The sequence below is a fragment of the Kitasatospora sp. NPDC056076 genome, assembly GCF_042266305.1.
Taxonomy (GTDB): domain Bacteria; phylum Actinomycetota; class Actinomycetes; order Streptomycetales; family Streptomycetaceae; genus Kitasatospora.
The window spans coordinates 387151-401641 of the sequence record NZ_JBHJWG010000001.1; the positions used below are offsets into that span (position 1 = coordinate 387151).

Annotated in this window: 12 protein-coding genes; 9 read left to right on the top strand and 3 right to left on the bottom strand. The window is 74.4% G+C overall.

The genetic code is table 11. The features are described from left to right. The first annotated feature begins 4 nt into the window (after positions 1–4). Complete coding sequence (locus ACFC1T_RS01870; protein WP_375882214.1) at positions 5–1465, top strand: DUF6350 family protein; 1461 nt, start codon at positions 5–7, stop codon at positions 1463–1465. Between the two features lie 47 nt (positions 1466–1512). Here the strand turns inward: ACFC1T_RS01870 and ACFC1T_RS01875 are convergent, their stop codons facing one another. Next, positions 1513–2178, bottom strand: coding sequence for a hypothetical protein (locus ACFC1T_RS01875; protein ID WP_375882216.1), 666 nt, complete (start codon positions 2176–2178; stop codon positions 1513–1515). 378 nt (positions 2179–2556) lie between these two features. Here ACFC1T_RS01875 and purN point away from each other — a divergent pair, with 378 nt between their 5' ends. Together purN and purH are read left to right on the top strand one after the other, a co-directional pair. Then, positions 2557–3216 carry a phosphoribosylglycinamide formyltransferase gene (purN, locus tag ACFC1T_RS01880; protein WP_375882217.1) on the top strand — a complete coding sequence of 220 codons (660 nt, stop codon included), beginning with the start codon at positions 2557–2559 and terminating at the stop codon, positions 3214–3216. Continuing rightward, a complete protein-coding gene (gene purH, locus ACFC1T_RS01885; RefSeq protein WP_375882220.1) occupies positions 3213–4790 on the top strand; it encodes a bifunctional phosphoribosylaminoimidazolecarboxamide formyltransferase/IMP cyclohydrolase in 1578 nt (525 codons plus the stop codon). Before purN ends, purH begins: the two co-directional genes overlap by 4 nt. A 67-nt stretch (positions 4791–4857) precedes the next feature. Here the strand turns inward: purH and ACFC1T_RS01890 are convergent, their stop codons facing one another. Further along, positions 4858–5469, bottom strand: coding sequence for a hypothetical protein (locus ACFC1T_RS01890; protein WP_375882223.1), 612 nt, complete (start codon positions 5467–5469; stop codon positions 4858–4860). A 472-nt stretch (positions 5470–5941) separates the two neighbouring features. Between ACFC1T_RS01890 and ACFC1T_RS01895 the strand changes: the two genes are divergently transcribed. The 6 genes from ACFC1T_RS01895 to ACFC1T_RS01920 all read left to right on the top strand — a co-directional run bounded on the left by ACFC1T_RS01895 (position 5942) and on the right by ACFC1T_RS01920 (position 11667). Next, entirely contained in the window at positions 5942–6796 is an 855-nt protein-coding gene (locus tag ACFC1T_RS01895) for a bifunctional methylenetetrahydrofolate dehydrogenase/methenyltetrahydrofolate cyclohydrolase (protein ID WP_375882225.1), read from the top strand. A gap of 19 nt (positions 6797–6815) precedes the next feature. Next, entirely contained in the window at positions 6816–7241 is a 426-nt protein-coding gene (locus ACFC1T_RS01900) for a DUF3017 domain-containing protein (protein WP_375882227.1), read from the top strand. A gap of 256 nt (positions 7242–7497) precedes the next feature. Further along, positions 7498–8490, top strand: coding sequence for a malate dehydrogenase (locus ACFC1T_RS01905; RefSeq protein WP_375882229.1), 993 nt, complete (start codon positions 7498–7500; stop codon positions 8488–8490). A 229-nt stretch (positions 8491–8719) separates the two neighbouring features. After that, positions 8720–10045: a hemolysin family protein gene (locus ACFC1T_RS01910; protein ID WP_375882231.1), complete on the top strand. Its 1326-nt coding sequence runs from the start codon at positions 8720–8722 to the stop codon at positions 10043–10045. Between the two features lie 30 nt (positions 10046–10075). Beyond that, positions 10076–11116, top strand: a complete 1041-nt coding sequence (trpS, locus tag ACFC1T_RS01915) for a tryptophan--tRNA ligase (RefSeq protein WP_375882234.1) — start codon at positions 10076–10078, stop codon at positions 11114–11116. Between the two features lie 14 nt (positions 11117–11130). Next, a complete protein-coding gene (locus tag ACFC1T_RS01920; protein WP_375882236.1) occupies positions 11131–11667 on the top strand; it encodes a 2'-5' RNA ligase family protein in 537 nt (178 codons plus the stop codon). Position 11668: 1 nt separating this feature from the next. On the opposite strand, the gene ACFC1T_RS01925 is transcribed toward ACFC1T_RS01920, so the two are convergent. Continuing rightward, the gene (locus tag ACFC1T_RS01925; protein ID WP_375882238.1) at positions 11669–14179 is read right to left on the bottom strand and encodes a CDP-glycerol glycerophosphotransferase family protein; all 2511 of its coding nucleotides are present in this window, start codon (positions 14177–14179) and stop codon (positions 11669–11671) included. Positions 14180–14491: the final 312 nt, after the last annotated feature.

Consider the following 14491-nt stretch of genomic DNA (forward strand, 5'->3'; position numbering starts at 1 on the left):
GCGCATGACGCAGCTGATGGGCCGTCCGCTCCTGGAAGTGCCCGGCGAATTGGGTGGACGCCCGGCGCTGGCCGACCTGTTGGCGGGGGTGCGGACGGCGCTGGTCGGTCTCGCGGTGGTCGGGGTGCCGGTCCTCGGGCTCTGGGTGGCGACGCCGTACGCGGACTCCGATGCGGCCGGTGCCACCCGGTTGGCGGGTGCGCTCTGGCTGCTCGGGCACGGCGCGCCGGTCCTGCGCGGCGGCGCGGACGCCCCGCTGACGGTCACTCCGCTGCTGCTCGGGGCCCTGGCCGTGGTGCGGCTGTACCGGGCGGGGGCCGGGGTGGCGGCACGGCGGGGGCTGCGCTCGCGCTGGGGCGGCCCGCTGGCGCTGTGGGCGGGGTACTGCGCGGTGGCGGTCGTGGTGGCGCTGCACAGCGCGGGCGCCGGGCTGTTCCGCAGCCGGGTGCTGCCGGACCTGCTGGTGGTGGGCCTGGTGGCCGGGCTGGCGACGGCGGCGGGCGCACGGTCCGGCGGAGCCGCCGGGACGGAGGGGGTCGGGGGCGCGGCGCGGATCCATGCCGAGGCGCTGTTCGACCGGCTCCCGCCGGGCTGGCGGCCGACCGGGGGCACGCCCGCGGTGTGCCGGGCGGCGGGTGCGGCCGCGGCGGGGCTGCTCGCGGCGGGCGGGCTGCTGGTGGCGGTGGCGGCGGTGCTGGACGCGGTGGCCGGGGGCGGGCGCGGGATGGCGCTGCTCGGCGGCGGGCCCGCCGCGCTGGTCGGGCTGCTGCTGGTCACCGTGGTGCTGCTGCCGAACGCGGTGCTGTGGGGCGCCGCGTACGCGCTGGGCCCGGGCTTCGAGGTCGGCGCCGGGTCGCTGGTGTCGCCGGGCGGGACGGAACTCGGCGCGGTGCCGGAGTTCCCGCTGTTCGCCCTGCTGCCCCAGGAGGGCCCGGGCGGCTGGCGGCTGGCCGCGCTGCTGCTCCCGCTGCTGGCGGGGCTGGTGCCCGCGCTCCTGCTGGGCCGGGCGGCTGCGGGCCGGCCCTCCCCGGCGGGCGGGGGCGGACCGTGGCCGCCCGCGGCGACGGCGACGGCGGCCCTGGCGGCCGCGCTGCTGCTCGGCACCGGGGCGACGGTGCTGGGCTGGCTGTCCGGCGGGGCGCTGGCGGCCGAGCGGATGGCCCGGCTCGGGCCGGTGCCGTGGTGGACGGGCCTGGCGGCGGCGGGCTGGCTCGCCCTGGTGGCGGTGCCGGGCGCCCTGCTGGTGCGGTACCGCGCGCTCGGCCCCGCCCCGGCCGAGGACCCGGCCGAGGCACTGGACGACGACCTGGCCGGGGCTCCGGCCGGGGACCTGGTCCGGGCCCCGGCGTCCGTCGCGGGCGCCTACGCCCGGCTCGCAACCCGGACGCGCGGGAGCGCGCTGCGGCTGCGCGCCGGTGCCCACGCCCTCGTGCTGCGGCTGTCCGGCCGGCGCCCCACCGACTGACCCCGGTCGGGCCGGCGTTCGGCGCTCCCGCTCCTGAGCCCTGCCCGCTACTCGGCGTTCCCGCTGAAGTCCACGTACCACTGCGGTGCGTACCGGTCGCAGTTCTCGGCGCCGACGTTGGTGAGCGAGTCCCGCACGCAGGTGACGTAGTCCCGGTAGTGGACGCTGAGCCCGATCACCGAGGTGGCGACCATGACGGTCATCGCGCCGGTGAGGATCCCGGCGAGCGCGGCCGGGGTGAGCGGGTTCGGCGCCGGGGCACCGACGGGGCCGGCCTGGCCGTACGCCCCGGCCGGTGCCGCCGCGGGAGCCGGGGCGGCTGCGGTCCGCCCGGCCCGGAGCGCGCCGACGCCCCAGACGATGCCGAGCACGCCGGCCAGCAGGGCGATCCAGTGGAAGCCGGTGAACAGGCAGACCAGCGCGAACGGTCCGGCCAGCGCGGCGTTGCGCGCCTTGCGGTGGGCCGGGTTCGCCAGGTCGAGCCGGGGCGGCTGCGGACCCTGGGGGCGACGGCCGGGCCCGCCCTCGCCGGGGCCCGGTCCCCACTGCTGGGGGTGCGGCGGGCGGTCGCCGCCGGGACCGCCGGCCTGGCCGCCGTCGCCCTCCGGACCCTGGCCGGGCCAGGGGCTGCGCGGCCGCCACGGCTGGTCCGGGGCGTCCGCGGGCGGCGGCGCGAAGGGGTTGCGCTCGTCGGTGTCGTCGCCGCTGCTCATGGGTTCAGCCGTTCCTTCTCGGTCGGGGCTTGTGCGGAGGGTCGCGCTCGGGGGCGGTCTCCTCCGCCCCAATGATCCCGCAAGCGTTCGAGGGCCCGTCGGGGGCCTGCCCGTACCGGGGCCGGTCGCCCGCAACTCCGGTGCGGAGGGCCCGAGGAGATCCCCGTCTCAACTACGCGCGTAGCGCCGGAGGGAGGGTGCAGGGGGCCTCCGACCAGCCGTTATCGTGGTGACGGTCAGCAGCTCCCACGGGTTCCCCCGGTCCCGCGTCGCGGCGGGTTCTCCTGGTGTTCCCCCTCGCTCGACCTGCCGTTCGTAGTGGCCCCACCGCCGGTGGACGTACCAGCGGGCGGCGCCCGACCTACGGAGAATCGCGCAGTGGCCGCCGCCCCCGCCCAGCTCTTCCCGCCCCGTACGCCCGGACCGGCCCGCCTGGTGGTGCTGGTCTCCGGCTCCGGCACCAACCTCCAGGCCCTGATCGACGCCGCCGCCGACCCGGCGTACGGCGCCGGGATCGTGGCCGTGGGCGCGGACCGGGACGGGATCGCCGGCCTGGAGCGTGCCGAGCGGGCGGGCCTGCCGACCTTCGTCCACCGGGTGAAGGACTTCGCGGACCGGGCCGACTGGGACCGTGCGCTGACCGCCTCCGTCGCCGCCCACCAGCCCGACCTGGTGGTCACGGCCGGCTTCATGAAGATCCTCGGCCCCGAGTTCATCGCGGCCTTCGCGGGGCGGATCGTCAACACCCACCCCGCACTGCTGCCGTCCTTCCCCGGCGCCCACGGCGTCACCGACGCGCTCGCGTACGGGGTGAGGGTCACCGGCTGCACCGTCCACCTGGTCGACGCCGGAGTGGACACCGGGCCGATCATCGCGCAGGGCGTCGTCGAGGTGCTCGACGCCGACCACGCCGATGGCGGCGACGCGCTGCACGAGCGCATCAAGACTGTCGAGCGCAAGCTGCTCGTCGACGTCGTGGGCCGGCTGGCCCGCGAAGGTCACCGCATCGAGGACCGAAAGGTATGGATCCCGGCATGAGCGCGAGCTCCACCACGCCCCCCGTTTCGGAGAACATCCGTCCGATCCGTCGCGCGCTGATCAGCGTGTACGACAAGACCGGTCTGGAGGAGCTGGCCCAGGGCCTGCACGCCGCCGGGGTCGCCATCGTCTCCACCGGCTCCACCGCCGGCCGGATCGCCGCCGCCGGCGTCCCGGTGACGGAGGTCTCCGAGCTGACCGGCTTCCCGGAGTGCCTGGACGGGCGCGTGAAGACGCTGCACCCGCGCGTGCACGCCGGCGTGCTCGCCGACCTGCGCCTGGAGTCGCACCGCGCGCAGCTGGCCGAGCTCGGTGTCGAGCCCTTCGACCTGGTCGTGGTGAACCTCTACCCGTTCAAGGCCACCGTCGCCTCGGGCGCCACCCCGGACGAGTGCGTCGAGCAGATCGACATCGGCGGCCCGAGCATGGTCCGCGCCGCCGCCAAGAACCACCCGTCGGTGGCCGTCGTGGTCGACCCGGCCCGCTACGCCGACGTGCTGACCGCCGTCCGCGAGGGCGGCTTCGACCTGGCCACCCGCAAGCGCCTGGCCGGTGCCGCGTTCGCCCACACCGCCGCCTACGACGTGGCCGTCGCCTCCTGGTTCGAGGCCGGCTACGCCCCCAGCGACGAGCGGTTCCCGGAGTTCCTGGGTGCCACCTGGGAGCGCCAGAACGTGCTCCGCTACGGCGAGAACCCGCACCAGGGCGCCGCGCTGTACAGCGACGGCACCGGCGGCCTGGCCGGTGCCCAGCAGCTGCACGGCAAGGAGATGTCGTACAACAACTACGTCGACACCGACGCCGCCCGCCGCGCCGCGTACGACCACGCCGAGCCGGCCGTCGCGATCATCAAGCACGCCAACCCGTGCGGCATCGCGACCGGCGCCGACGTCGCCGAGGCGCACCGCAAGGCGCACGAGTGCGACCCGGTCTCCGCGTACGGCGGCGTGATCGCGGTCAACCGTCCGGTCACCGTCGAGCTGGCCGAGCAGATCGCCCCGATCTTCACCGAGGTCGTGGTGGCCCCCGGGTACGAGGACGGCGCGGTCGAGGTGCTGGCCCGGAAGAAGAACCTGCGGGTGCTGGTCGCCCCCGGGGCCCCGGCCAACCACCAGGAGGTCCGCCCGATCTCCGGCGGCGTGCTGCTCCAGGACGCGGACCGGGTGCAGGCCGAGGGCGACGACCCGGCGAACTGGACGCTGGCCGCCGGCGAGGCGCTGTCCGCGGCCGAGCTGGCCGAGCTGGCCTTCGCCTGGCGGGCCTGCCGGGCCGTCAAGTCCAACGCGATCCTGCTGGCCAAGGACGGCGCCTCGGTCGGCGTCGGCATGGGCCAGGTCAACCGGGTCGACTCCTGCAAGCTCGCGGTCGAGCGGGCCGGCGAGCGGGCCAAGGGCTCGTACGCCGCCTCGGACGCCTTCTTCCCGTTCCCGGACGGCCCGGAGATTCTGATCGCCGCCGGTGTCCGGGCGATCGTCCAGCCGGGCGGTTCGATCCGTGACGAGCAGGTCGTCGAGGCGGCCCGGGAGGCCGGCGTGACGATGTACTTCACCGGCGCCCGCCACTTCTTCCACTGAGCGGCACGAAGCGGCCCGGTCCCTCGGTCGAGGGGCCGGGCCGCTTCGTCGTGGTCGTGCCGTGTGCTCAGTAGCGCGGCCGGTTGAACCAGCCGGAGCCCTCCTGGGTGCACATGGCGGTGATCCAGATGATGCTGATGGCCAGCCACAGACCGGCCATCACATAGCCGATGGCGGTGCCGGCGCTGACGGCGCCCGCCAGGATCAGCAGGCCGACCAGGCTGCCGAGCGAGCCGTACACGATGGTGGTGATCCGGACGTTGTTGCCGCCCTTGCCGAACTTGGCGCCCAGCGTGATGGAGAGCGCGGCGAACAGCGCGAACAGGACCGCGACGACGATCAGGATGCCGGCGGCGGCGTCGCCCAGCGCGGTGAACGGGTTGTCGCTGGTGGTCGCCTTGGCCGTGTTGGTGACGTCCTTGGCGGCGGCGCCTATGAGCAGGTAGACCAGCGCGAGGATCGCCTGCACACCGCCCACGATGAACAGCAGCACCCGGGCGGTCGTCACCAGGCCCGGCATGGACTGCGGCACGGCCGGCGCGTAGCCGTAACCGGGGGCCGCCTGGGGCGGGTAGCCGTAGCCCGGCGCGGGCTGCGGCGGGGCCTGCTGCGGGTAGCCGTAGCCCGGCGCGGGCGGCTGCTGGCCGTACGGGTTGTTCGGGTCGGGCGGGTAACTCATGGATGCCTCCGGGCAGTTGCGGGAACGCGGGGACGGGACGGCGGAGGGCCCGGTTGCGGCCGGCGAGTCGGGTCGCCGACGGAACGGGACGGTATCGGAGCGCGGTGACAGCCCGGCGGCGGTGACGGGCGCGGCCGGCTCAGTGCTGTGACGGGCCAGTGATCGAACGCGAGGACGGGCACGGCGCGGTGAGGGCGCCGTGGCGGTCTGGCTGCGCGGTGTGCTGTGGTCGGATCACTGGCTCTTTCCCCCGGGTACGCCCTGCTGCGGGACCGTCGGCCCGTCACCGGGCCCGGTCGCGGCAGGGGATGCCCGCATATCGTCAACCGGACGGCAGCGCGCTGTCCAGCCGGTTGTGGGCGTGGTGCGGAGACTGTGGCGCAACCGCAACGTGGTGCGGGCCTTCCGTGCCCGTCCGGTCGCCGGGGCGGCCCCGGTACGGGAGGCGGCCGCGATCCGGGAGAATGGGGTCATGACTGCCCAGATTCTCGATGGCAAGGCCACCGCCGCCGCGATCAAGTCCGAACTCGCCGCCCGCGTGGCGGCCCTCAAGGCGAAGGGCGTCACGCCCGGCCTCGGCACCGTCCTGGTCGGCGACGACCCGGGCAGCCGCTGGTACGTCAACGGCAAGCACAAGGACTGCGCCGAGGTCGGCATCGCCTCGATCCAGCGCGAGCTGCCCGCCACCGCCACCCAGCAGGACGTCGAGGACGTCGTCCGCGAGCTCAACGCCGACCCGACCTGCACCGGCTACATCGTCCAGCTGCCGCTGCCCAAGGGCCTGGACCAGAACCCGGTCCTGGAGCTGATGGACCCGGACAAGGACGCCGACGGCCTGCACCCGACCTCGCTCGGCCGGCTGGCCCTGGGCATCGAGGGCCCGCTGCCCTGCACCCCGCTGGGCATCGTCGAGCTGCTGCGCCGGCACGAGGTCGAGATCGACGGCGCCGAGGTCGTCGTGGTCGGCCGCGGCGTCACCGTCGGCCGCTCGATCGGCCTGCTGCTGACCCGCCGCAGCGAGAACGCCACCGTGACCCTGTGCCACACCGGCACCCGGGACCTCGGCGCGCACCTGCGCAAGGCCGACATCATCGTGGCCGCCGCGGGCGTGCCGCACCTGGTCAAGCCGGAGGACGTCAAGGCGGGCGCCGCGGTGCTGGACGTCGGCGTCAGCCGCAGCGAGGGCAAGATCGTCGGCGACGTGCACCCGGGGGTGGCCGAGGTGGCCGGCTGGATCTCCCCGAACCCCGGCGGCGTGGGCCCGATGACCCGCGCGATGCTGCTCAACAACATCGTCGAGGCGGCCGAGCGCCGCGCCGGCGTCTGACCCCCGAGGGACGGCGAGCATGACTGAACCGCGTCCGGCGCGGTCCCGGCAACGGCCGGTCAAGACCACCGGCACCCTGCCGCCCGAGGGGGCCGCCCCGGCCCTCGGGCGCGACTACGCCCTGCCGGTCCGGCAGTGGCCGATAACGCTGGTCCTGTCGGTGGTCGGCGCCGGCCTCGCGGTCACCTGGCTCGCCGACTTCAAGGACGGCTTCAAGTACGGGCTGCTGATCCTCGGCACCGGCGTGCTGCTCGGCGCGGTGCTGCGGCTGGTGCTGCCCGAGGTCGGGATGCTGGCCGTGCGCAGCCGCTTCACCGACGTGATCGTGCTGGCCTTCCTGGGCGCCTCGATCGTGCTGCTGACCCTGGTCGCGCAGCCGAACCCGTGGCTGGAGATCCCGCTGCTGGACAACATCGGCCAGCTGATCGGCCGGCCCAAGCGCTGAGCCGCGGCCCGGCGGCGCCGAGCAGCGGTAGGGCGTCGTGCGCCGCGGCCCCGTCCGGGACTCCCGGACGGGGCCACGGCGCGTTCCGGGCCCTCCCGGGCGGAGCCCGCTGTGACGCATCAGCCACGCCCGCACACGCGGCGTACGCTTCCCTTTGCGATAACCTGACGCCGGTCTCTCGATGTCGAGAGATCATCCTCGGCTCCAGTGCGCCGGTGTGCCTGGGGCACCTGGCGATTTGCTGGAGAAGGTAGAAATGACCCGCACCCCCGTCAACGTCACCATCACCGGAGCGGCCGGCCAGATCGGCTACGCGCTGCTCTTCCGCATCGCCTCGGGCCACCTGCTCGGTGCCGACGTGCCGGTGAACCTGCGCCTCCTGGAGATCCCGCAGGGCCTCAAGGCCGCCGAGGGCACCGCCATGGAGCTCGTCGACTGCGCGTTCCCGCTGCTGCGCGACATCACCATCACCGACCAGCCGAACGTGGCCTTCGACGGCGCCAACGTCGCCCTGCTGGTCGGCGCCCGTCCGCGCACCGCCGGCATGGAGCGCGGCGACCTGCTGTCGGCCAACGGCGGCATCTTCGGCCCGCAGGGCAAGGCCATCAACGCCCACGCCGCGGACGACATCAAGGTCCTGGTCGTCGGCAACCCGGCCAACACCAACGCCCTGATCGCCCAGCGCAACGCCCCGGACGTCCCGGCCGAGCGCTTCACCGCGATGACCCGCCTGGACCACAACCGCGCGGTCGGCCAGCTGTCCGGCAAGACCGGCGCCCTGGTCTCCGACATCAAGCGCGTCACCATCTGGGGCAACCACTCCGCGACCCAGTACCCGGACATCTTCCAGGCCGAGATCGCCGGCAAGCCGGCCTTCGAGGCCGTCGGCAGCGACCAGGCCTGGCTGGAGAACGACTTCATCCCGACCGTCGCCAAGCGCGGCGCGGCCATCATCGAGGCCCGCGGCGCCTCCTCGGCCGCCTCGGCCGCCAACGCCGCCATCGACCACGTGCACACCTGGGTCAACGGCACCGCCGAGGGCGACTGGACCTCCATGGGCGTCGTCTCCGACGGCTCCTACGGCGTCCCGGCCGGCCTGATCTCCTCCTTCCCGGTCACCACCAAGGACGGCAAGTTCGAGATCGTCCAGGGCCTGGAGATCTCCGACTTCTCCCGCGCCCGCATCGACGCCTCGGTCAAGGAGCTGACCGAGGAGCGCGACGCGGTCCAGGAGCTGGGCCTCATCTGAGCCCCGCCGCACGGCCCTTGCGACGGCCCGCCACCCCCGCCGGGGGCGGCGGGCCGTCTGCTGTTCGCCCGCTCGCCCTTTCGGCACCGGCGCGCCCCTTCGGCTCGGGGCGGGTGTTCGCCCGCTCGCCTCCGGGGCGCTCCGACCCGGTGCGGGGCGGGTGTTCGCCCGCTCGCCCCCGGGGTGGAGGCCCGGGCCGGGACACCTCGGCCGCCTACACTGGCCCGCTGTGAACGAAACCCTCGGGGACGCCGCGCTCGTCCTCGTCTTCATCCTGCTGGGCGGCCTGTTCAACGTCGCGGAGATCTCGCTGATCTCGCTGCGCGAGGGCCAGATCCGGACGCTGGAGGCGCACGGCACCCGGCGCTCGGCCCGGGCCGCGCACCTGGCCGCCGACCCCAACCGCTTCCTGGCGGCCGTCCAGGTCGGCGTGACCTGCATGGGCTTCCTGTCCGCCGCGTTCGGCGCGGACACCCTGGCCGGCAAGGTCGCCCCGCTCTTCGTCCGGGCGGGGCTGTCCCAGGGGGTGGCGGACGCCCTCGCCTTGGTCGGCCTGACCCTGCTGATCAGTTACGTCTCGCTGGTGCTCGGCGAGCTCACCCCCAAGCGGATCGGCCTGCAGCGCGCCGAGTCCATCGCGGTGATCGCCGCCCCCGTGGTGGACGTGATGTCGGTGGCGCTGCGCCCGGTGATCTGGCTGCTCGGCCACTCCACCAACCTGATGGTCCGGCTGTTCGGCGGCGATCCGGCGGCCGGGCGCGGCTCGATGAGCTCCGAGGAACTGCGTGGCCTGGTCGCCTCCAACACCGAACTGGGAAGCGACGAGCGGGCGTTGATCGCGGACGTGTTCGCCGCGGGGGAGCGCCAGCTGCGCGAGGTGATGGTCCCGCGCACCGAGGTGACCTTCCTGGACGCGGAGCGCCCGCTGGCCGCCGTACGGCACCAGTCCGAGACCTCGCCGCACTCGCGCTACCCGGTGGTCGAGGGCAGCGCCGACGCGGTGGTCGGCTTCGTGCACGTCCGGGACCTCTACGGCGCCCGCGGCGAGCAGGCCGTCAAGGTCCGCGACCTGGCCCGCCCGGTCAAGCTGCTGCCCGGCACCAAGCGGGTGCTGGAGGCGATGGGCGAGATGCGCCGGGAGGGCCACCACCTGGCGATCGTGGTGGACGAGTACGGCGGCACCGCCGGCATCGTCACCCTGGAGGACCTGGTCGAGGAGGTGATCGGCGAGATCCGGGACGAGTACGACCGGCCGGAGTCCGCGCCGACCCGCCGACTGGCCGGCGGCGGCACGGAGCTGGACGGCCTGCTCAACCTCGGCGACTTCACCGAGGAGACCGGCGTCACCCTGCCCGAGGGCCCGTACGAGACGGTGGCCGGCTGCCTGGTGGCCTCGCTCGGCCGGCTGCCCCGGGACGGCGACCAGGCCCGGATCCCGGTCGAGGGCGGCGGCGCGGTGCTGCTGACGGTGGCCAAGGTGGAGGGCCGGCGGATCGCCCGGGTGAGGGTGAGTGCGGTCACACCGGAGGAGCCTGCGGGGCCGGAGGTTTCCTGAGCGACCGGGGGAACTGGAAGAATGGCCCGCATGGTCAACGCAGCGGTCACCGGTCCGGTCAAGGATCGCCCCCGGGTGCTCTCCGGGATCCAGCCCACCTCCGGCTCGTTCCACCTCGGCAACTACCTGGGCGCCGTGCGCCAGTGGGTCGACCTGCAGAAGGAGAACGACGCCTTCTACATGGTCGTCGACCTGCACGCGATCACCGTGCCGCAGGACCCGGTGACCTTGCGCCAGAACACCCGGGTGTCCGCCGCCCAGCTGCTCGGCGCCGGTCTGGAGCCCGAGCACTGCACCCTCTTCGTCCAGTCGCACGTGCCCGAGCACGCGCAGCTCGGCTGGGTGATGAACTGCCTCACCGGCTTCGGCGAGGCCTCCCGGATGACCCAGTTCAAGGACAAATCCTCCCGGTACGGCGCCGACAGCACCACCGTCGGCCTGTTCACCTACCCGATCCTGCAGATCGCGGACATCCTGCTCTACCAGGCGGACGCCGTCCCGGTCGGCGAGGACCAGCGCCAGCACGTGGAGATCACCCGCGACATCGCGGAGCGGTTCAACTCGCGCTACGCCCCCACGTTCACGATCCCGAAGCCGTACATCCTCAAGGAGACGGCGAAGATCATGGACCTCCAGGACCCGGGCATCAAGATGAGCAAGTCGGCCTCCTCGGCCAAGGGCCTGGTCAGCCTGCTGGACGAGGCGAAGGTCAGCGCCAAGAAGTTCAAGAGCGCCGTCACCGACACCGGCACCGTGGTCTCCTACGACGAGGAGCAGAAGCCGGGCGTCTCCAACCTGCTGCGGATCCACTCCGCGCTCAGCGGCCAGTCGGTCGAGCAGCTGGTCGCGCACTTCGAGGGCAAGATGTACGGCGCCCTCAAGACCGAGCTGGCCGAGCTGTTCACCGAGTGGGTCACCCCCTTCCAGGAGCGCACCAGCACCTTCCTGGACGACCCGGCCGAGCTGGACCGGGTGCTGGCGATCGGCGCCGAGAAGGCCCGCGCGGTGGCCTCCGAGACGCTGGCGACCGTGTACGACCGGATCGGCTTCCTCCCGGCCGCCAAGCGGTGACTCCGCTCTCGCGCATGCCCGATGGTGGCGACCTCCCGGAGGTCGTCACCATCGGCGTGTCCGTGAGCGTGCCGGACCCGCACGGCGCGCGGATCCAGGACGCCCGGGCCGGGCTCGGGGACCCGCAGGCCCGCTCGATACCGACGCACGTCACGCTGCTGCCGCCCACCGAGGTGCCGGCCGAGCTGCTGCCGAAGATCGAGGACCACCTGTCGGCGGTGGCCGCGGCGCACCGGCCGTTCCGGATGCTGCTGCGCGGCGCCGGTACCTTCCGGCCGGTCTCCCCGGTGGTGTTCGTCCGGGTCGAGGAGGGCGCGCACGAGTGCCGGCTGCTGGAGGCGGGCGTGCGGTCCGGCCCGCTGGCCCGCGAGCTGGCCTTCCCGTACCACCCGCACGTGACGGTGGCCCACGGCCTGTCGGAGGACGCGCTGGATCGCGCGTACGAGCAGGCGCGCGGGTTCCGGGCGTCCTTCCCGGTGCCGGGCTTCTCGCTCTCCCGGTTCGACGCGGACGAGGTCTGGCGGCCCTGGCGGGCCTACCGGTTCTCCTGAACTACCCCGCGGTGCGGCCGAGTTCGATCATCCGGTCGACCACCCGGCGGGCCGCGCCGCCGTCGTCCAGGGCGCAGTGCGCGGCCCGGAAGCGCCGGTAGCGCTCCGCGTAGCCGGGCGCCGACCGCTCGCCGCTGTCGGCGAGTTCGCGCAGCGCGCCGAGCAGTTCCGCGGAGTCCGGCACCAGCGGGCCGGGCGCGTCCGCCTCGAAGTCGAAGTAGAAGCCGCGCAGGGTGTCGCGGTAGTGCTCCAGGTCGTAGGTGAAGAAGTAGACCGGGCGGCCGGTGATCGCGAAGTCGAACATGATCGACGAGTAGTCGGTCACCAGTACGTCCGCGATCAGCAGCAGGTCCTGCGGGTCGGGGAAGTCCCCGCAGTCGAACAGGAAGCCGTCGCCGGCGCCGGGCAGCGGGTCGCGCACGTGCGAGTGCGGGCGGACCAGCAGCACGTGGTCCTCGCCGAGCAGCCGGCGGGCGTGGTCGAGGTCGAGCCGCAGGTCGAGCCGGAAGCCGTCGCCGTCGCCGCGCTGCTGGTCCTCGCGCCAGGTCGGCGCGTACAGCACGACCCGCTTGCCCTCGGGGATGCCGAGCCGGCGGCGGACGGCCGCGGCGGCCCGGGGCTCGGGCCGGGCCAGGACGTCGCCGCGCGGGTAGCCGGACTCCAGCACCTCGCCGTCGTAGCGGAAGGCGCGCTGCAGGATCGGGGTGGCGAAGGGGCTGGGGGAGAGCAGCAGGCTCCACTGCGGGGTCTCCCGGTCGAGCGCCTCCAGGTAGCCGTGGTCGGCGAGCCAGGGGTTGTCGACGTCGTGGGCGATCCGCTTGAGCAGCGAGCCGTGCCAGGTCTGCACCACGACCTGGCCCTCGCGGCGCTCCAGGAAGTCCGGGAAGTGGGTGTTGCCGACCAGGTACCGGCAGGTGGCCAGGGCCCGGTACCACTGGGGGCTCCAGATCCGGATCGGGACGACCCCGGGCGGCAGCTCGGCCTGGCCGTCGTCGACCACCCACAGGTGCTCCAACGGCTCGCCGCGGTGCACGAGTTCGGCGTGCACCGCGCGCGGGGAGTCGGCGTAGCCGCGGCCGCCGAACACGTCGTACAGCACCGCCTCGCGCAGCGGCTCGCGGCGGGCCGCCGGGTACTGCTCGGTGCGCAGCCGGGCCTGGGTCCAGGCGCTGCGCTCGGTGGCGTCGAGCACCGGGGTGGAGTCCACCAGCAGGGTGTCGTGCCAGCGGCGCTGCAGCAGGACGTCCTTGCCGCCGGTGGTCGCGGTGGCGGGCAGGGCGGGCAGCACGGTCGGGGCGGCGAGCAGCGGCCGGGCCGGCCCGGAGCGGTCGGCCGGCTCCAGGGCGGCCTCCCAGACGCCCTTGCGCAGCGGCAGCACGGCGCCGTCGGAGCCGGTGCGGGTGGCGGGCACCCGGACCCGGAAGCGGCCGTCCGGCTCGGGCTCGACGGGGGTGCGGACCTCGCCCGCGGTGCCGCCGTGCCGCAGGACCAGCTCCAGTCGCCCGGCGGCCGGGTCCGGGCAGTGGCCGGACAGTTCGAAGCCGCCGAAGTGGACCGCGATCCGGTCGACCATCCCGGCGGCGGGCTGGACGCAGACCTGGAGCCGGCCGTCGGCGAGGTGCTTGAGGTAGAGCACCCGGTCCGGGGTGTGCGGCAGCGGGTACTGGCCGGCCACCGGGCCGCCGCGCTCGTCCAGGCAGAGCTGTTCGGTGCCGCCGTCGGGGCGCAGCAGCTCGACGTCCCAGTGTTCCAGGTCCTCGCGGCCGCGGCCGTCGGAGGTGAGCGGCCGGTACGGCAGTTCGACGGCGAAGGTGTTGCCGGCGCGGGTGAGCGGCTGCTCGATCACCGCGGCGCTCTGCCGGTGCCGCAGCCGCAGCACGGTGCCGGCCGGGCAGTGGTCGGCGACGCCGCCCAGCCGGATGCCGTCGGCGGCCGGCTCGGCGCGGTCGAGCCGGGCGCCGGGGCGTTCCAGCCGCAGCTGCAGCCGGTCGTCCTCGAAGTACGGCTGGAGGCGGACGTCACGGTCCACCCAGCGGGCCGGCGGGTACTCGCCGGAGCCGCACCAGTGGGGGGCGAGGGTGCCGTACTGGCGGCGCAGCCGGGTGGGGCGGGGGCGGGTGAAGAGGGTGGTCCCGATCTGCCAGTCGCCGAGCAGCCAGCGGTCGTCCCGGCGCAGTCGGGAGGGTTCCAGCAGGACGGTGAAGCCGGACCAGTCGTGGTTGTGCTCCGGCTGGGCGCTGTCGTCGGTGACCTCGGGCAGCCTGCGGGGCCTGGAGCGCAGGTGGAGCGGTGGTTCGGCGGCGTCCTCGTGGCGCAGGGTCAGCCAGGTCCAGGCGGAGCCGGGGCGGCCGGTGTCCAGGTCCAGCGGGCGGGCGAAGCCGGTGAGCTCCAGTCCGCGGCCGTGCCAGCGGGCGCGCAGCAGCCCGAACGCCACGTCCTCGTCGACGGCAGGCCGACCGTCGGCCACCGGGGGGGCGGCGTGCGGCAGAACGAACCGGGTGAGCGGAGACATGGTGCGAAGGGCCCTTCGGGACGGGATCCCGGTCATGGCGGTGGCCGGGAGGCCGCCGTGCCGGTGTCGGCCGGACCGGGGCCGATTTGTCATCCCACCCCGGGAAGCCACCCCGGGTCAACTGTACGGTTCGTAGAATTTCCTTTGAAATTCTTCGACTAAACGTGAGTTCGAGTGCAAACTGGACGTAAAGGACAGGTAGTTCTCAGGGAATTCCCAGACAGCAGCGGGGCGGGCGCCGGGGGGGACCCCCCGCGGGCCCCGGGAGGAGACCCGGGGAGAACACATAGGGGGCAGGCGGGGGCCCCCCCC

Bases quoted from the DNA above. Each gene is read 5' to 3' on its own strand.
- ACFC1T_RS01870 (WP_375882214.1), top strand. From the start codon at position 5: ATGACGCAGCTGATGGGCCGTCCGCTCCTGGAAGTGCCCGGCGAATTG.
- ACFC1T_RS01875 (WP_375882216.1), bottom strand. From the start codon at position 2,178: ATGAGCAGCGGCGACGACACCGACGAGCGCAACCCCTTCGCGCCGCCG.
- purH (WP_375882220.1), top strand. From the start codon at position 3,213: ATGAGCGCGAGCTCCACCACGCCCCCCGTTTCGGAGAACATCCGTCCG.
- ACFC1T_RS01890 (WP_375882223.1), bottom strand. From the start codon at position 5,469: ATGAGTTACCCGCCCGACCCGAACAACCCGTACGGCCAGCAGCCGCCC.
- ACFC1T_RS01895 (WP_375882225.1), top strand. From the start codon at position 5,942: ATGACTGCCCAGATTCTCGATGGCAAGGCCACCGCCGCCGCGATCAAG.
- ACFC1T_RS01900 (WP_375882227.1), top strand. From the start codon at position 6,816: ATGACTGAACCGCGTCCGGCGCGGTCCCGGCAACGGCCGGTCAAGACC.
- ACFC1T_RS01905 (WP_375882229.1), top strand. From the start codon at position 7,498: ATGACCCGCACCCCCGTCAACGTCACCATCACCGGAGCGGCCGGCCAG.
- trpS (WP_375882234.1), top strand. From the start codon at position 10,076: ATGGTCAACGCAGCGGTCACCGGTCCGGTCAAGGATCGCCCCCGGGTG.
- ACFC1T_RS01920 (WP_375882236.1), top strand. From the start codon at position 11,131: ATGCCCGATGGTGGCGACCTCCCGGAGGTCGTCACCATCGGCGTGTCC.
- ACFC1T_RS01925 (WP_375882238.1), bottom strand. From the start codon at position 14,179: ATGTCTCCGCTCACCCGGTTCGTTCTGCCGCACGCCGCCCCCCCGGTG.